Origin of the sequence: Streptomyces sp. NPDC101110 (assembly GCF_044759525.1) — a bacterium.
In the GTDB taxonomy this organism is placed as follows: domain Bacteria; phylum Actinomycetota; class Actinomycetes; order Streptomycetales; family Streptomycetaceae; genus Streptomyces.
In genome coordinates, this window is sequence record NZ_JBIVZM010000003.1 from 593802 (window position 1) to 609835 (window position 16034).

Below are 16034 nucleotides of genomic sequence, written 5' to 3' on the forward strand. Positions count from 1 at the left end.
CCGTACCTCCGGCGTCCGATCCGTCCTTCCGGGAAGGCCCCATGGCACTCTCACCCGCACGCGTGCCCGCCACCGGCGTCCGCCGCCTGACGCACACCCTGTACGGCTACGCGTTCCTCGACGACTTCGTCCTGCTCTACCCGGTGTACGCGCTGCTCTTCGCCGACACCGGCATGTCGGTCTGGCAGATCTCCTCCCTGTTCGCCCTGTGGTCGGTCACCGGTGTGGTGCTCGAAGTGCCCTCTGGCGCCTGGGCCGACGCCATGTCACGCCGCAGGCTGCTGTGGATCGGCCCACTCCTCACCGCCACCGGCTTCACACTGTGGACTGCCGTCCCGTCGTACGCGGCCTTCGCGGCCGGGTTCGTCCTGTGGGGCGCCGGCGGGGCACTCGGCTCCGGCGCGCTGGAGGCACTGGTCTACGACGAGCTCGACCGGCTGGGCGCCGCCGACCGGTACGCGCGGGTCATGGGCCGGGCCAGGGCCGCACGGCTGCTGGGCACCGTGGCCGCCACCGGCCTCGCCGGGCCCGTCCTCGCGGAGGGCGGCTACCCGGCGGTGGCCGCCGCCAGCCTCCTGGCCTGTGTGCTGACCGCGGTCACCGCGACCCGGTTCCCCGAGCACCGGACGCGGCCCGAGACCACCGGGGACGGCTGGGCGGCGACCCTGCGGACCGGACTCGCCGAGGTCCGCGAGGACCGTTCGGTGCGCGGCGCCCTGCTGCTGGTCCCGGCCGTGGCCGCGGTGTGGGGCGCACTCGACGAGTACACCCCCCTGCTGGTCCGCGACATCGGCGTCGCCGAGGCGACGGTGCCCTACCTGATCATGCTGATCTGGGCAGGTGTCACCGCCGGCAGCCTCCTGGCCGGGCCGGCCGAACGCCTCGGCACGAGGGGGCTTTCCGCGCTGCTCGCCGGCGGCGCCCTCGCCCTCGCCGTGGGCGCCGCCTCCCGGTCCCTCGCGGGGATCGCCCTGGTGAGCCTCGCCTTCGCCGCGTTCCAGCTGGCCGAAGTGCTCGCCGACGTCCGTCTCCAGCACCGCATCGACGAATCCCGCCGGGCCACCCTCACCTCGGTGGCGAGCCTGGGGACGGAGCTGGCGACGGTCGCCACGTTCGCTGTGTACGCGCTGCTCGGCACGGACCTGGCACACGGCACCGTCTTCGCGGTACTGGCGATCCCCTACCTGGTGACGGCCCTGGCGTCGGCTAGAGCTCGGGCTGCCACGGCACGACCGTGAAGTCGCCCGTCCCCTTCTCGACCTTCTCGAAGGGGGCGGAACTCACGCACTTGGGCGGCTCGTCTCCCTCGCCGGGACGGCCGGTCGAGGCCCAGCTGTAGCCCAGCCGGTCATGGCGGCCGAGGTCGTGGACGGTCACGCCGACCCGTTTGCCTTCGGCGCCGGGCAGGTCGGAGTCGGTGACGACGCCGGAGACCACGGCCACTTTGCCGCCGGTGACCAGGCAGTCCACCTCGACCTTGGCCCGGGCACCGAAGTCGTCCAGGTAGTGGCTGAACTCGAAGGTGCCGGTCGCCTTCATCGGATCGGCCTTGTCCTTCGCCGCCAGGTGCGCGTCGAACGAGAACGTGATGTCGTCCCCGGCCGAGCGGTACAGCTTGGCGGTGCCGGTGAGGGCCGCGGCCTCCCGCTGGTGCGGTGCGTCCGACGCGGTCGAGGAGAGGGCCGCGGCCTCCGGCTGCCGGGGCGTGTCCGACGCGGTCGCGGCCGAGGCCGCCCCGGCCGTGAGCAGCAGCGCGGAGCCGAGCACGACGATCTTCATACGGCGCTTCATTGCGTTCCTTTCCGCAGGTCACGTGGACATCCCCAACTCTCCCGGCACGGCGGGGGCAGGACATCGCGCCCAGGGCGGGACCCCGTCTCCGCCGTCCGGCGGGGAAGAGCACGCGGCGCTGCCCGCCGAGGAGGAGCCGGGGTCCGACCCGAGGCGCGCAACGAATCACCGCCGTGCCCCCTGCGGACGCAATGAACCGTTCACCGGCGCGCAACGGCTCCTCCTTGTCCGCCCTGGTCAGCCGCCCGTACCGTCTATGTGGCCCCTTCAACCACCCCGTGGGCCCCCGTCCGCCCTTCGCCCGGTGAGGATCACGCATGCGCACCGCCCTGCTCCAGAGCTCCGGCCGCCCCGGCTCCACCGTCGAGAACCTCAAGGTCCTCGACGAGGCCGCGGGCCGGGCCGCCGCCCAGAGCGCCGGGCTGCTGGTCACGTCCGAGCTGTTCCTGACGGGGTACGCCATCGGCGACGAGATCGGCCGGCTCGCCGAGCCTGCCGACGGCGACTGCGCGGACGCCGTCGCCGAGATCGCGACCCGCCACGGCCTGGCGATCGCCTACGGCTACCCCGAGCGGGACGGCGAGACCGTGTTCAACTCCGTCCAGCTGATCTCCGCCGACGGCACCCGGCTCGCCAACCACCGCAAGACGCACCTCTTCGGCTGCTTCGAGCACGACCACTTCACCCCCGGGGACCTGCCGGTCGTCCAGGCCGAGATCGACGGCCTCCGGATCGGTCTCCTGATCTGCTACGACGTGGAGTTCCCGGAGAACGTCCGCGCCCACGCCCTGGCCGGCACCGACCTGCTCGTCGTCCCGACCGCGCAGATGCACCCGTTCCAGTTCGTCGCCGAGTCGGTGATCCCGGTCCGGGCCTTCGAGAACCAGATGTACGTCGCGTACGTCAACCGGGTCGGCCCGGAAGGGGAGTTCGAGTTCGTCGGACTGTCCACGCTCGCCGGGCCCGACGGGGTCGCCCGGACCCGGGCCGGACGCGGTGAGGAACTCGTGCTCGCCGACGTCGATCCGGCCTTCCTCGCCGCATCGCGCGAGAACAACCCGTATCTGCGGGACCGGCGGCCCGGCCTGTACGGCTCGCTCGTCTGAAACCCCCTGAACCGCCCGAACGTCTCTGTGCAAGGAGTCCGTACCCCATGACGTCCACCGTGCCCAACGCCGTCGAGCACGCTGACGCGCAGCAGCCGCCGATCACCATGTTCGGCCCGGACTTCCCGTACGCGTACGACGACTTCCTCGCCCACCCGGCGGGGCTCGGGCAGATACCCGCGACCGAGCACGGCACGGAGGTCGCGGTCATCGGCGGCGGCCTCTCCGGCATCGTCGCCGCGTACGAGCTGATGAAGATGGGCCTCAAGCCGGTCGTGTACGAGGCCGACCAGATCGGTGGCCGGCTGCGCACGGTGGGCTTCGACGGGTGCGACGACTCCCTCACCGCCGAGATGGGCGCGATGCGCTTCCCGCCGTCCTCCACGGCCCTGCAGCACTACATCGACCTCGTCGGCCTGCAGACGCAGCCGTTCCCCAACCCTCTCTCCGAGGCGACCCCGTCGACCGTCGTCGACCTCAAGGGCGAGTCGCACTACGCCGAGACGATCGAGGACCTGCCGCAGGTCTACCGGGACGTCGCCGAGGCCTGGAGCCGGTGCCTGGAGGAGGGCGCCGACTTCTCCGACATGAACCGCGCCCTGCGGGAGCGGGACGTGCCGCGCATCCGCGAGATCTGGTCCAGGCTCGTCGAGAAGCTCGACAACCAGACCTTCTACGGCTTCCTCTGCGACTCCGAGGCGTTCAAGTCGTTCCGCCACCGCGAGATCTTCGGCCAGGTCGGCTTCGGCACGGGCGGCTGGGACACCGACTTCCCGAACTCCATCCTGGAGATCCTGCGCGTCGTCTACACCGAGGCCGACGACCACCACCGCGGCATCGTCGGCGGCTCCCAGCAGCTGCCGCTGCGCCTGTGGGAGCGCGAGCCGCAGAAGATCGTCCACTGGGCGCAGGGGACCTCGCTCGCGACCCTGCACGAGGGCGGCGAGCCCCGCCCGGCCGTGACCCGGCTGCACCGCACCGCCGGCAACCGCATCACGGTGACGGACGCGGACGGCGACATCCGTACCTACCAGGCGGCGATCTTCACCGCCCAGTCCTGGATGCTGCTGTCGAAGATCGCCTGCGACGACTCGCTCTTCCCGATCGACCACTGGACCGCGATCGAGCGCACCCACTACATGGAGTCCTCGAAGCTCTTCGTGCCGGTGGACCGCCCCTTCTGGCTGGACAAGGACGAGGAGACCGGCCGGGACGTCATGTCGATGACGCTCACCGACCGTATGACGCGCGGCACTTACCTGCTCGACGACGGCCCGGACAAGCCCGCCGTCATCTGCCTGTCCTACACCTGGTGCGACGACAGCCTGAAGTGGCTGCCGCTGTCCGCGAACGAGCGGATGGAGGTCATGCTGAAGTCGCTCGGCGAGATCTACCCGAAGGTCGACATCAGGAAGCACATCATCGGCAATCCGGTGACGGTCTCCTGGGAGAACGAGCCCTACTTCATGGGCGCGTTCAAGGCCAACCTGCCCGGACACTACCGCTACCAGCGGCGCCTGTTCACGCACTTCATGCAGGACCGGCTGCCCGAGGACAAGCGCGGCATCTTCCTCGCCGGCGACGACATCTCCTGGACCGCCGGCTGGGCCGAGGGCGCGATCCAGACCGCCCTCAACGCGGTCTGGGGCGTCATGCACCACCTGGGCGGCACGACCGACCCGACCAACCCGGGCCCCGGCGACGTCTACGACGAGATCGCGCCCGTCGAGCTGCCGGAGGACTAGGACCGCAGCGGTGGTCCGGTCAGGGGCGTGAGCAGCATGCGCCCCGCGAAGCCCACCGCCGTGTCCAGGCGTTCCGTGAACTCCGCGGCGACATCGGGGAGTTCGCGCAGGACCCACAGAGCCCGGGCCGCCGTCCACGCGGCGTCCCGGGCGCGCTCCAGGCTCCAGGAGCCGAGCAGGTGGGTCAGCGGGTCGGCGATCCGCAACAGGTCGGGCCCCGGCATCAGATCGTCGCGGATGCGCTCCTCCAGCGAGAGGAGGAGATCGCCCACCATGTCGAACTCGTCCTCCAGCTCGACGGGTGCGCAGCCGAGCGTACGGCAGGTGTCCACGACGGCCAGCGCCAGATCGTGCCCGATGTGCGCGTTGATGCCCGCCAGCGCGAACTGCAGGGGCCGTACCCCGGGGTGGCGGCGGAACTGCAACAGCGGCCGCCAGCAGGCGGGCGGACGCCCCTCGTCCGCCGCCGCCCCGACGGCCGCGAGGTACCGCTGCGCGAACCGTACGTCCAGCGTGATCGCGGCGTGGGCGTCCGCGAACCGGCCGGCGTCGACGTACCGGTCCACCGCCTCCGTCACGGCGAGGTAGACACGGTTGAAGATCGCCACCCCGTCCCGTGGGTGCAGGGCCGCGTCGAGGGCGCGCATCCGGGAGAGGACGGCGTCCACCGGAGTGTCCACGGCCGGGGGGACTTGTTCGCATCGCGGCATGCGGGCAGGGTCGCAGCTCTAGGCTGGCGGCAGTACCGGCAGGCCCGGCGCTTCCCCGAAACGGGGGAACTCCGCCCGCCGCAGGGGGAGGGGGGAGCAACACCGTGTCAGGCTCGCGTGCCCAGCGCCTGGCCGCCCGCAGGGCCGGTCGCAGGCGCGCCGCCCGGCGCGGCGCGATGGTCGCGGCGGCCTCCGTCGTGGTCGCGGCCGGTGCCGTGACGGGCGTGGTCTCCGCGTTCGACGACGGACGCACCCCGGACGAGGCAGGACCCGCCCGGGTGTCGGCCTCGACCCGCCAGGCGCCCCTGCCGGCCGTGCCGTCGTCGCCCGCCCCGGCCCCCACCGGGTCCGCCTCCCCCTCACCGTCGCCGTCCGCGCGGCCGACGCGGAGCCCGTCGCCACCGAGGGCCGGGACGAGACGGGAGCACACCACCACCGTGCCCGGACGGCTCTACCGTCACCCCGACTCCCAGGTGCTCGCGTGGGTCCGCTCCCACCCCGGTGACCCGCGGCACGCGGTCATCGCGTCCCGTATCGCCGAGCAGCCGGCGGCCGTCTGGTTCGCCGACTACTCCCCGCAGACCGTCACCGCCCGGGTCGCCGCGGTCACGTCGGGCGGCGCCGCGACGGGCCGGGTGCCCGTCCTGGTGCCCTACGCGATCCCCGGCCGGGACTGCGGCGGCCACTCCCAGGGCGGGGCGCCCGGCCTGGACGCCTACGACGCCTGGATCGACCGGTTCGCGGCGGGGCTCGGCTCCGGCGAGGTCATCGTCGTCCTGGAGCCGGACTCGGTCGCCCAGACCGAGTGCCTCTCCGTGGCGGAACGCGAGGGCCGCTTCGCCTCACTGGCCCGGGCGGGCCGTGTGCTGAAGACCGCGAACCCGCAGGCCCGGGTGTACTTCGACGCGGGGCATTCGGGCTGGAACGCGCCCGCCCGGCAGGCTTCCTGGCTGCGCCGGGCCGGTGCCGCCTCGCCGGAGTCGTCCGACGGCATCTTCAGCAACGTCTCCAACTTCCACACCACCGCCGACGAGATCGCCTACGACCGGCACGTCCTCGACGCGCTCGGCGGCCCGGCGAGTCTCGGCGCGGTCATCGACACCAGCCGCAACGGAAACGGCGCCCCGGCCGACGGCGAGTGGTGCGACCCGGACGGCCGCACACTCGGCCGGACCCCGACACTGAGCACCGGCGCACCACGGATCGACGCCTACCTGTGGGTCAAGCTGCCGGGGGAGTCGGACGGCTGCAAGGGCAGGCCGGGGACGTTCACGGCCTCCTACGCCTACGACCTGGCGTCGTCCGGCGCGGCTGCGTCGTCGTAGGAGGAGGTGCCCTCGTCCAGCAGCGGCGCCTGCGTCTTCAAGTGGGCCGGTGCGAAGGCCCGCAGGGCGTGATAGCCGGTGATGACGACCACCGTGCCGAGCGCGATGCCGCTCAGCGAGAACGTGTCCGTGATCTTCAGCGACACGTTGCCGACGCCGATGATGATGCCCGCCGCAGCGGGGACCAGGTTCAGCGGATTGCGCAGATCCACCTTGGCGTTGATCCAGATCTGCGCGCCGAGCAGGCCGATCATGCCGTACAGGATGACGGTGATGCCGCCGAGCACCCCGCCCGGGATCGCCGCCACGACCGCGCCGAACTTCGGGCAGACGCCGAACAGCAGGGCGAATCCGGCGGCGGCCCAGTACGCGGCCGTCGAGTACACGCGGGTCGCGGCCATCACGCCGATGTTCTCGGAGTACGTGGTGTTGGGCGGGCCGCCGACCGCCGTGGACAGCATCGAGCCGACGCCGTCGGCCGCGATCGCCGTGCCGAGCCTGTCGTCGAGCGAGTCGCCGGTCATCTCGCCGACCGCCTTGACGTGCCCGGCGTTCTCCGCGACCAGGGCGATGACGACCGGCAGGGCGACCAGGATCGCCGACCATTCGAAGGACGGGGCGTGCAGGGCCGGCAGCCCGATCCAGTCGGCCTTGCCCACGCCGGACAGGTCGAGCCGCCAGTGGTCGGTCAGCCTGCCGCTCGCGTCCACGGAGTGGATCTTGCCGAAGGCCAGGTCGAAGACCCAGGAGATGCCGTAGCCGAAGACCAGCCCGAGGAAGATCGCGATCCGGGACCAGAAGCCCCGCAGACAGACGACCGCCAGGCCGGTGAACAGCATCACCAGCAGGGCCGTCCACTGGTCCTGCGGCCAGTACGTCGAGGCCGTCACCGGCGCGAGGTTGAAGCCGATCAGCATCACCACCGCGCCGGTCACGATCGGCGGCATCGCGGCGCGGATGATCCGCGCCCCGAACCGCCGCACGGCGAGCCCCACCAGGAACAGCGCGCCCCCGACGACGAACACCGCTCCCGTGACGGTCGCGCTGCTGCCGCCCTGCGCCCGGATGACCGCCGCCACACCGACGAAGGAGAGCGAGCAGCCCAGATAGCTGGGCACGCTGCCACGGGTGGCCAGCAGGAACACGATCGTCGCGACGCCCGACATCATGATCGCGAGATTCGGGTCCAGACCCATCAGGACCGGCGCGACGAACGACGCCCCGAACATCGCCACCACGTGCTGGGCGCCGAGTCCGGCCGTGCGGGGCCAGGAGAGCCGCTCGTCGGGTCGGACCACGGCGCCGGGGGCCGGGATCTTTCCGTCGCCGTGCAGTTTCCAGCGGACGCCGAGATCCATGGTGCGGTTTCGCTTTCGTCGTGCCTGCGCGTGTCCGGACCATTGTCGGGGTCCGCTCACCGTGCTGGTGACCGGGGAGCAGGTGTCCTCAGGGCCGCGGGTCGGCGACCACCGTGTCCGGGCGGCCGATCCTCGTGCGTTCGCCGGGGCGCAGTACGCCGGCGAACGCCACCAGGCCGCACGACAGTGCCGTCACCAGGCAGAACGACACCATCAGGCTGGTGGCCTGTGCCAGCATGCCGATCGCGCTCGGCGCAATCAGCCCCGAGGTGTAGGTGATGGTCGCGACTCCCGCGATGGCCAGGCTGGGGTTGGAGCCGCTGCGGCCCGCCGCGGCGAAGCACAGCGGCACGACGACGGCGATGCCGAGACCCATCAGCGCGAACCCGCTCATGGCCACCGCGGGATGGTTCGCGACGACGATCAGCAACCCGCCGAGGACGGCGAACACACCGCTCGCCCGCACGGTCCGCACGGCACCGAAGCGGTCCACGACCCGGTCGCCGGCGAGCCGGGCGACGGCCATGGTGAGCGTGAAGCCCGTCGTGCACGCGGCGGCGAGACCGGCGGAGGTCTCCAGCTGCTCGCGCAGATACACCGCCGACCAGTCCAGGCTCGCACCCTCCGCGAACACGGCGCAGAACCCGATCGCACCGATGAGCAGCGCCGACCGGGGCGGCAGTGCGAAGCGCGGCGGCGGCTCCTCGTCCTCGGCGGGCTGCAGGTCGAGCACCCACTGGCAGGACGCCACACCGACGACGGTGAGCACCGCGGCGGCCAGGACGTGGTGCAACCGGGCGTCCGACCCGAGGTGCGCGGCGAGGGTGCCGGCCGCCGAACCGACGAGGGCACCCGCGCTCCACATGCCGTGCAGCCCGGACATGATCGACCGCCCGAGACGGTTCTCGACCTCGACGCCCAGCGCGTTCATCGCCACGTCGGCCATGCCGGCCGTCGCGCCGTAGGTGAACAGGGCCGGACAGAGCGTCAGGAGATTGGGGGAGAGGGACGGCAGGACCAGCGACATCGTCCACAGGGCGATCAGTCCGCGCAGTGCGTTCCGGGCGCCGAAGCGGTGGGTGATGCTGCCGGCGAGCGGCATCGCCACGGACGCGCCGAGCGCCGGGAACGCGAGCGCGATCCCCAACTGGCCCGCGCCGACCCCCGCGTGATCCTGGATCCACGGCACCCGGGTCGCGAACGAGCCGGTCACGGCGCCGTGTACGGCGAACACCGCGGCCACTGCGTACCGGGACCGCTTCACCTCGCGCTGTTCGTCGACCACGTTGCCCATTCTGCGGTCCCCCTCCAGGCCTCTGCCGTGTTCCTGACTGATGCGGGCGTAAACTATCAGGAACCCTGCCTGATAATAAGAGGGCCTTTCCGCCGGTCACCGTCGACTGCTCAGCCGATCTGGGAGGATCCGCGCATGCCCGCATCACCGAGCACCGCCCGGGCCATCAACGACCGGCTCGCCCTGCGGCTGCTCCAGCAGGAAGGCCCGCTGACGGCGGGGCAGTTGAAGCAGCTGACTGGTCTGTCCCGGCCGACCGTCGCCGACCTCGTCGAACGCCTCAGTGCCGCCCGGCTGATCGCGGTGGTCGGTGAGGCAGGCGAGCAGCGACGCGGCCCCAACGCGAAGGTGTACGGCATCGTCGCCGACCGGGCGCACCTGGCCGCCCTCGACGTGCGTACCGAGGGCGTCGCCGTGGTCCTCGCGGATCTGGTCGGGCGGGTGCTGACCGAGGCGTCGGTGCCGATCGGGGGCGACACGGGCACGGGCGCCGCGGTGGAGCAGGCGGTCACGCTGGTCGAGCGGGTGGCGAAGGAGGCCGGTGCCGACCGTCTGCACACCGTGGGGATCGGGGCACCCGGTCTGATCGACCCGGCCGGCGGCGAACTGCGCCAGTCCACCGGGCTGCCGGAGTGGCACCGCCGGTTCGTCGCCGCCCTTCAGGAGCGGCTGCCCGAGGCCCGTGTCAGCGTGGAGAACGAGACCAACCTCGCGGCGCTCGCCGAGCAGCGGGAGGGGGCGGCCCGGGGCCGGGACACCTTCGTCCTGCTGTGGCTGGGCCACGGCACGGGAGCGGCCGTGGTCCTCGACGGCGCCCTCCGGCGCGGCGCCTCCGGCGGCACCGGCGAGATCGGCTTCCTCCCGGTGCCGGGCACGGCCGCACTGCCGAGCGCGACGGACTGCGAGGGCGGATTCCATTCCCTGGCCTCGGCGGCGGCGGTTGTGGAGCTCGCGGCGGAGTTCGGGATTCCGGCGGTGGAGTCCGAGGCTGGGGCGGTGCGCGCGGCGGTCGGCGTGGTGCGGGCGGCTGTCGACCGGGTGGGGCGGCAGGAGGCCGGGCCCCTCGACGGACCCGCTCCGGCCGCCGCCTTCCTCGACGCCCTGGCCGGCCGTGTCGCGGTGGGTGCCGCCTCGGTCGTCGCCGTCCTTGATCCCGGGTGCGTGGTCCTCGGTGGGGAGGTCGGCCGGGCCGGGGGCGTCGAACTCGCCCGGCGGGTGCAGGACCGGCTGGCCCGGATGACGCCCCTGTCCACGGAGGTGCGCACCACCACCCTGGGCGGTGGTGCGGTCCTGCGCGGCGCGCTGCTGACGGCCCGGGACCGCGCCCAGGAGGAACTGTTCGCACCGGGGAGCGGCTGCGGCTGACAAGGCCCGACGGCGGGCAAGGGCCGTCGTCACCGCCGCCGGGCCGGTCCGTGGGGTGAGCCGACCCTGACGATGACCCTAGGAAGGACTAGACCACATCGTCAATAGGTGTGTACCAATGAGGTGCCGCAAGAGGGCGTGCCGGTGCGGCAGTTGGGGTGCCGGTCGCGCTCGGGAAGAAGTGTGACACGTTCTGTGAGGCAGCCCACATGCTTCTCCTCTTTGAACGTCGATCAGGCGTGGCACACTGGCCCTGTACCAGTAGCAGCGCACTCCGGGGTCGGTGAAAGTCCGAACCGGCGGTTACAGTCCGCGACCCGGTCGCCTCCAGCGGCCGGTTGACCAGGTGAAATTCCTGGACCGACGGTTAAAGTCCGGATGGGAGGCAGTGCGCGGCGAGCGGGCATTCGTGCGCGCCGCCGAGAAGCCCGTCCGTCGTGACGGGTTCCGTCCGGCGTCGTCCCCGGTGTCCCTGCTCGTATTTCTGTCGTCATCGACAGCCCCGGAGTCCGTGCCCGAAGAGGCAGGAGGACCCGGGAAGTGTTCACCGGAATCGTCGAAGAGCTGGGCGAGGTCACCGCCGTCGAGACCCTCGACGACGCCTGTCGCTTCCGCCTGCGAGGACCGGTCGTCACCCAAGGCGCCAAGCACGGCGACTCGATCGCCGTGAACGGGGTGTGCCTCACGGTCGTCGAGCACGAGGGCGACGAGTTCACGGCCGACGTCATGGCCGAGACCCTGGACCGCTCCAGCCTCGGCGCCCTGAAGGCCGGCTCCCGCGTCAACCTCGAACGCCCCATGGCCGTCGGCGAGCGCCTCGGCGGGCACATCGTCCAGGGCCACGTGGACGGCACCGGCGAGATCCTGGAGCGCAAGCCCTCCGAGAACTGGGAGATCGTGAAGATCTCCCTGCCCGCGGACCTCACCCGGTACGTCGTCGAGAAGGGCTCCATCACCGTCGACGGCATCAGCCTCACCGTCGTCGACGCCGGTCCCGACCACTTCACGGTCAGCCTGATCCCCACCACCCTCGACCTGACCACGCTCGGCCACAAGCAGCCCGGCGACCCGGTCAACCTCGAAGTGGACGTCATCGCCAAGTACGTCGAGCGGATGCTGGGCGACCGGGTGCGGGAGGCCGGCCGGTGAACACGCTGAACTCCGAGGCGTTCGTCCTCTTCGGGCAGCACATCCTCTGGTCCGACATGGTCGGCAACCTCTTCGGCCTCGCCGCCCTCGTCCTCGGCTGGCGGCGCTCCATCTGGACCTGGCCCGTGCAGTTCCTGGCCGGCCTCATCCTCTTCGGCGCCTTCTTCGGACACCTCACCGGCAGCGCGGGCAAGCAGGCGGTCGTCATGATCGTCGCCCTGTACGGCTGGTGGCAGTGGCAGCGCGGCAAGGGACAGGGCGAGGACGGACACATCGCCGTCCGGTTCGCCACCTGGCGCGAGCGCGCGGCCATGGTCGCGGCGGCCGCCGTCGGCACGGTCGCGGTGGCCCTGCTCTTCGAGGCGTACCCGACCCTGTCCTGGGACCCCTGGCCGGACGCGTACATCTTCGTCGGCACGATCGTCGCCATGTACGCCCAGGCCCGCGGCATGGTCGAGTTCTGGTTCGCCTGGCTCCTCGTCGACCTCGTCGGCGTCCCCCTCAACTTCGCCAACGGCTACGCCTTCTCCGGCTTCGTCTACGTCATCTACGGCGCGCTCGTCCTGTGGGGCCTGCGCGACTGGTGGCTGCGCTCGCGTCAGCCCGCGCGGCCCACCCTGGAAGGAGCGCCGGCATGAGCGCCACAACCGCCCTGTACAGCACCGACGACGTCGAGAACTTCACGCTCGACCCCGTGGAGCAGGCCATCGCCGACATCGCGGCCGGCCGGCCCGTCGTGGTCGTCGACGACGAGGACCGGGAGAACGAGGGCGACCTCGTCATCGCCGCGGAGAAGGCCACCCCCGAGATCGTCGCCTTCATGATGAGCGAGTGCCGCGGTCTGATCTGCGCCCCCATGGAGGGCGACGAACTGGACCGGCTGAGGCTCCCGCAGATGGTCGAGGACAACACCGAGTCGATGAAGACCGCGTTCACGGTCTCCGTCGACGCCTGTGCCGCGCACGGCGTGAGCACCGGCATCTCCGCCTCCGACCGCGCCACCACCCTCCGCCTGCTCGCCGACGGCGTCTCGGGCCCCGGGGACTTCGTCCGCCCCGGCCACATCTTCCCACTGCGCGCCCGGCCCGGCGGGGTCCTCACCCGCAACGGCCACACCGAGGCCGCCGTCGACCTCGCCCGTCTCGCGGGCCTGCGCCCGGCCGGCGCGATCGTCGAGATCGCCGGCGAGGACGGCACCATGCTGCGCCTGCCCGAGCTGATCCCCTTCGCCCGCAAGCACGGCCTGACGATCATCTCCATCGAGGACCTGATCGCCTACCGCCGCAGCAGCGAACCCACCGTCCGCCGCGAGGCCAGGACCCAACTGCCCACCGCCCACGGCACTTTCACGGCACACGGCTACCGCTCCATCATCGACGGCGTCGAGCACGTCGCCCTGGTGCACGGCGAGATCGGCGACGGCCGGGACGTGCTCGTCCGCGTCCACTCCGAATGCCTCACCGGCGACGTCTTCGGCTCGGCCCGCTGCGACTGCGGCCCCCAGCTCGACGCCTCCCTCGCCCGCATCCAGGAGGAGGGCCGCGGCGTCGTGGTCTACCTGCGCGGACACGAGGGCCGCGGCATCGGCCTGATGTCCAAGCTGCGCGCCTACGAACTCCAGGAACGCGGCCGTGACACCCTCGACGCCAACCTCGAACTCGGCCTGCCCGCCGACGCCCGCGACTACGCGGCAGGCGCGCAGATCCTCGCCGACCTCGGCGTGCGCGGTGTCCGGCTGCTGACCAACAACCCCGACAAGACCGACGCGCTCGTCCGCCACGGCATCGCGGTCCAGGCCCGTGTGCCGATGCCCGTGAACGCCGGCGAGCACAACCTCCGCTACCTGCGCACCAAGCGGGACCGGATGGGCCACGACCTGCCCTGGCTGGACACGACCACCGTGCCGGCCTGCGGCAACCAGTAAGAGAGCACAGAGGGAGCAACGTGAGCGGCAAGGGTGCACCGGAGCTGTCCGTACGCAATGTGGGTGACCTCCGGGTCGCCGTCATCGCGGCACAGTGGCACGAGAAGGTGATGAACGGCCTGGTCGACGGCGCCCTGCGCGCCCTGCACGACCTGGGCATCGACGAGCCGACCCTGCTCAGGGTCCCCGGCAGCTGGGAGCTCCCGGTCGTCGCCAAGGTCCTCGCCGGCCGCGGCTACGACGCGATCGTCGCCCTCGGCGTCGTCATCCGCGGCGGAACCCCCCACTTCGAGTACGTGTGCCAGGGCGTGACCCAGGGCCTCACCCAGGTCTCGGTCGACACCGGCGTCCCCGTCGGCTTCGGCGTGCTGACCTGCGACACCGAGGAGCAGGCCCTGGACCGGGCCGGAATCGAAGGTTCCAACGAGGACAAGGGGCACGAGGCGGTGACGGCCGCGGTGGCGACCGCTGCCACCCTCCGCTCAGTATCCGAACCCTGGCGCTGACGGAAGGCGGGTGTGGCATAGGCTGAGCGTCACCATGTCCAAGAAGACGTTCGAGGAGCTCTTCACCGAGCTCCAGCACAAGGCCGCCCAGGGCGACCCCGCCACTTCCCGCACCGCAGAGCTGGTCGGCAAGGGCGTCCACGCCATCGGCAAGAAGGTCGTCGAGGAGGCCGCCGAGGTGTGGATGGCCGCCGAGTACGAGGGCAAGGAAGCCGCCGCCGAGGAGATCTCGCAGCTGCTGTACCACGTCCAGGTGATGATGGTCGCCCGCGGTATCTCCCTCGACGACGTCTACGCCCACCTCTGAGCCGCACCCGTTCCCGTCCCGCACCACGCAAAGGAAGCCGACCTCATGCTGCGCATCGCCGTCCCCAACAAGGGTTCCCTGTCCGGCCCTGCGGCGGAGATGCTGCATGAGGCCGGCTACCAGCAGCGCCGCGAGTCCAAGGAACTGCGGATCGTCGACCCGGGGAACGAGGTCGAGTTCTTCTACCTCCGCCCCCGCGACATCGCCATCTACGTCGCCTCCGGGCAGCTGGACATCGGCCTCACCGGCCGGGACCTGCTCATCGACTCCGGCGCCGAAGCCGAGGAGATCCTCGCCCTCGGCTTCGCCCGCTCCACCTTCCGCTACGCCACCAAGCCCGGCACGATCAGCGGCCTGGCGGACCTGACGGGCAAGACGATCGCCACCTCCTACGAGGGCATCGTCGCCGCGCACCTCGCCCAGCACGGCATCGACGCCTCCGTCGTCCACCTCGACGGCGCCGTCGAGACCGCCATCCAGCTCGGCGTCGCCCAGGTCATCGCCGACGTCGTCGAGACGGGGACCTCGCTGCGCAACGCGGGCCTGGAGGTCGCAGGCGAGCCGATCATGCAGTCCGAGGCCGTCGTGATCCGCCGCACCGGCGCGGACGCCGACGACCCCAAGGTGCAGCAGTTCCTGCGCCGCCTCCAGGGCGTCCTGGTCGCCCGGACGTACGTGATGATGGACTACGACTGCCGCGTCGAGCAGTTGGAGAAGGCCGTCGCCCTCACGCCCGGCCTGGAGTCCCCGACCGTCTCCCCGCTGCACAACGAGGGCTGGGTCGCCGTCCGTGCGATGGTCCCGGCCAAGGAAGCCCAGCGGATCATGGACGACCTGTACGACATCGGCGCCCGGGCCATCCTGACCACGGCCATCCACGCCTGCCGTCTCTGAGGGGCGTACCCGAGATGTCCGATCTGCCTACCCTGCCCGTCACGTTCCGGCCGGGCAGCACCCGCGTGGTGCTGCTGACCGCGGCCGTCGCGATCTTCGTCGTGATCACGGCTGTCGCGATGCTGCTGAAGCAGCTCAGCCCCGGCGAGCGGGTCAGCTTCGTCTTCACGGCGCTCCTGCTGGACGCCGTGCTGCTCCTGCTGGCGCGACCCAAGGTCGCCGTGGACGAGGACGGCGTCACTGTCGTCAATCTCACGAACAAGCGCCGGCTGGAGTGGGCGGAGATCCTCCAGGTGACCCTCCGGCCCGGCGACCCCTGGGTGTTCCTCAATCTCAGCGACGGCACCAGCCTGCCTGCTCTGGGCATCCAGCCGGGCCTGGCCAAGCGGCGCGCGATCGCCGACGCCCGTGCCCTGCGGGCCCTCGTCGAAGCCCGTTCCGCAGCGGGCCCCGAGGGACACCGGGGCTGACCCGGGCGAAGCTCACGCCGGTCGCCACTGCCATACCGGGCGGTGTCTTGATTAATCTGTTGGGCGAAGGCGCGACGGACGCGCCTTCGC

At 71.7% G+C, this 16034-nt stretch carries 16 protein-coding genes and 1 riboswitch; of the genes, 12 read left to right on the top strand and 4 right to left on the bottom strand.

All coding sequences use genetic code 11. The features are described from left to right. The first annotated feature begins 41 nt into the window (after positions 1-41). On the top strand, positions 42-1238 hold the full coding sequence (locus tag ACIQU3_RS08960) for an MFS transporter (protein WP_403924087.1): 1197 nt from the start codon (positions 42-44) through the stop codon (positions 1236-1238). On the opposite strand, the gene ACIQU3_RS08965 is transcribed toward ACIQU3_RS08960, so the two are convergent. Next, positions 1207-1791, bottom strand: a complete 585-nt coding sequence (locus tag ACIQU3_RS08965) for a Repetin (protein WP_403728429.1) — start codon at positions 1789-1791, stop codon at positions 1207-1209. The two genes, ACIQU3_RS08960 and ACIQU3_RS08965, sit on opposite strands and share 32 nt — an antisense overlap. Positions 1792-2108: 317 nt before the next feature. Between ACIQU3_RS08965 and ACIQU3_RS08970 the strand changes: the two genes are divergently transcribed. Then, positions 2109-2897 carry a carbon-nitrogen hydrolase family protein gene (locus tag ACIQU3_RS08970; RefSeq protein ID WP_403728427.1) on the top strand — a complete coding sequence of 263 codons (789 nt, stop codon included), beginning with the start codon at positions 2109-2111 and terminating at the stop codon, positions 2895-2897. 47 nt (positions 2898-2944) lie between these two features. Then, the gene (locus ACIQU3_RS08975) at positions 2945-4642 is read left to right on the top strand and encodes a flavin monoamine oxidase family protein (protein WP_403728425.1); all 1698 of its coding nucleotides are present in this window, start codon (positions 2945-2947) and stop codon (positions 4640-4642) included. Here ACIQU3_RS08975 and ACIQU3_RS08980 read toward each other — a convergent pair. Further along, positions 4639-5352, bottom strand: a complete 714-nt coding sequence (locus ACIQU3_RS08980; protein ID WP_403728423.1) for a DUF5995 family protein — start codon at positions 5350-5352, stop codon at positions 4639-4641. The genes ACIQU3_RS08975 and ACIQU3_RS08980 overlap by 4 nt on opposite strands. 176 nt (positions 5353-5528) lie before the next feature. Between ACIQU3_RS08980 and ACIQU3_RS08985 the strand changes: the two genes are divergently transcribed. After that, positions 5529-6677 carry a glycoside hydrolase family 6 protein gene (locus ACIQU3_RS08985; RefSeq protein WP_403924178.1) on the top strand — a complete coding sequence of 383 codons (1149 nt, stop codon included), beginning with the start codon at positions 5529-5531 and terminating at the stop codon, positions 6675-6677. On the opposite strand, the gene ACIQU3_RS08990 is transcribed toward ACIQU3_RS08985, so the two are convergent. Together ACIQU3_RS08990 and ACIQU3_RS08995 are read right to left on the bottom strand one after the other, a co-directional pair. Further along, entirely contained in the window at positions 6638-8035 is a 1398-nt protein-coding gene (locus ACIQU3_RS08990) for a uracil-xanthine permease family protein (protein ID WP_403924090.1), read from the bottom strand. The two genes, ACIQU3_RS08985 and ACIQU3_RS08990, sit on opposite strands and share 40 nt — an antisense overlap. Positions 8036-8123: 88 nt before the next feature. Next, entirely contained in the window at positions 8124-9329 is a 1206-nt protein-coding gene (locus ACIQU3_RS08995) for an MFS transporter (protein WP_403924093.1), read from the bottom strand. Between the two features lie 135 nt (positions 9330-9464). Between ACIQU3_RS08995 and ACIQU3_RS09000 the strand changes: the two genes are divergently transcribed. From ACIQU3_RS09000 to ACIQU3_RS09035, 8 genes are all read left to right on the top strand, one after another. Further along, a complete protein-coding gene (locus ACIQU3_RS09000) occupies positions 9465-10694 on the top strand; it encodes an ROK family transcriptional regulator (protein WP_403924095.1) in 1230 nt (409 codons plus the stop codon). Between the two features lie 265 nt (positions 10695-10959). Continuing rightward, positions 10960-11090: riboswitch (FMN riboswitch) on the top strand. Positions 11091-11234: 144 nt separating this feature from the next. Beyond that, positions 11235-11843: a riboflavin synthase gene (locus tag ACIQU3_RS09005; RefSeq protein WP_403728415.1), complete on the top strand. Its 609-nt coding sequence runs from the start codon at positions 11235-11237 to the stop codon at positions 11841-11843. Continuing rightward, positions 11840-12481 carry a nicotinamide riboside transporter PnuC gene (locus ACIQU3_RS09010; protein ID WP_403924098.1) on the top strand — a complete coding sequence of 214 codons (642 nt, stop codon included), beginning with the start codon at positions 11840-11842 and terminating at the stop codon, positions 12479-12481. The genes ACIQU3_RS09005 and ACIQU3_RS09010 overlap by 4 nt, the downstream gene beginning before the upstream one ends. Next, a complete protein-coding gene (locus ACIQU3_RS09015) occupies positions 12478-13767 on the top strand; it encodes a bifunctional 3,4-dihydroxy-2-butanone-4-phosphate synthase/GTP cyclohydrolase II (protein ID WP_403924101.1) in 1290 nt (429 codons plus the stop codon). Before ACIQU3_RS09010 ends, ACIQU3_RS09015 begins: the two co-directional genes overlap by 4 nt. A gap of 20 nt (positions 13768-13787) precedes the next feature. Continuing rightward, positions 13788-14273 carry a 6,7-dimethyl-8-ribityllumazine synthase gene (gene ribH / locus ACIQU3_RS09020; RefSeq protein WP_185009030.1) on the top strand — a complete coding sequence of 162 codons (486 nt, stop codon included), beginning with the start codon at positions 13788-13790 and terminating at the stop codon, positions 14271-14273. A 34-nt stretch (positions 14274-14307) separates the two neighbouring features. After that, complete coding sequence (locus ACIQU3_RS09025; RefSeq protein ID WP_019983911.1) at positions 14308-14580, top strand: phosphoribosyl-ATP diphosphatase; 273 nt, start codon at positions 14308-14310, stop codon at positions 14578-14580. A 45-nt stretch (positions 14581-14625) separates the two neighbouring features. Then, a complete protein-coding gene (gene hisG, locus ACIQU3_RS09030) occupies positions 14626-15474 on the top strand; it encodes an ATP phosphoribosyltransferase (protein ID WP_403728405.1) in 849 nt (282 codons plus the stop codon). Positions 15475-15488: 14 nt separating this feature from the next. Beyond that, entirely contained in the window at positions 15489-15944 is a 456-nt protein-coding gene (locus ACIQU3_RS09035; protein WP_403728403.1) for a PH domain-containing protein, read from the top strand. Positions 15945-16034 lie beyond the last annotated feature (90 nt).

What these genes read in the sequence shown, in the direction of transcription:
- ACIQU3_RS09000 (WP_403924095.1), top strand. Translation starts at nt 9,465, where the DNA reads ATGCCCGCATCACCGAGCACCGCCCGGGCCATCAACGACCGGCTCGCC.
- ACIQU3_RS08975 (WP_403728425.1), top strand. Translation starts at nt 2,945, where the DNA reads ATGACGTCCACCGTGCCCAACGCCGTCGAGCACGCTGACGCGCAGCAG.
- ACIQU3_RS08980 (WP_403728423.1), bottom strand. Translation starts at nt 5,352, where the DNA reads ATGCCGCGATGCGAACAAGTCCCCCCGGCCGTGGACACTCCGGTGGAC.
- ACIQU3_RS08995 (WP_403924093.1), bottom strand. Translation starts at nt 9,329, where the DNA reads ATGGGCAACGTGGTCGACGAACAGCGCGAGGTGAAGCGGTCCCGGTAC.
- ACIQU3_RS09035 (WP_403728403.1), top strand. Translation starts at nt 15,489, where the DNA reads ATGTCCGATCTGCCTACCCTGCCCGTCACGTTCCGGCCGGGCAGCACC.
- hisG (WP_403728405.1), top strand. Translation starts at nt 14,626, where the DNA reads ATGCTGCGCATCGCCGTCCCCAACAAGGGTTCCCTGTCCGGCCCTGCG.
- ACIQU3_RS08960 (WP_403924087.1), top strand. Translation starts at nt 42, where the DNA reads ATGGCACTCTCACCCGCACGCGTGCCCGCCACCGGCGTCCGCCGCCTG.
- ACIQU3_RS08985 (WP_403924178.1), top strand. Translation starts at nt 5,529, where the DNA reads ATGGTCGCGGCGGCCTCCGTCGTGGTCGCGGCCGGTGCCGTGACGGGC.
- ACIQU3_RS09015 (WP_403924101.1), top strand. Translation starts at nt 12,478, where the DNA reads ATGAGCGCCACAACCGCCCTGTACAGCACCGACGACGTCGAGAACTTC.
- ACIQU3_RS09025 (WP_019983911.1), top strand. Translation starts at nt 14,308, where the DNA reads ATGTCCAAGAAGACGTTCGAGGAGCTCTTCACCGAGCTCCAGCACAAG.
- ACIQU3_RS08965 (WP_403728429.1), bottom strand. Translation starts at nt 1,791, where the DNA reads ATGAAGCGCCGTATGAAGATCGTCGTGCTCGGCTCCGCGCTGCTGCTC.
- ACIQU3_RS08970 (WP_403728427.1), top strand. Translation starts at nt 2,109, where the DNA reads ATGCGCACCGCCCTGCTCCAGAGCTCCGGCCGCCCCGGCTCCACCGTC.
- ACIQU3_RS08990 (WP_403924090.1), bottom strand. Translation starts at nt 8,035, where the DNA reads ATGGATCTCGGCGTCCGCTGGAAACTGCACGGCGACGGAAAGATCCCG.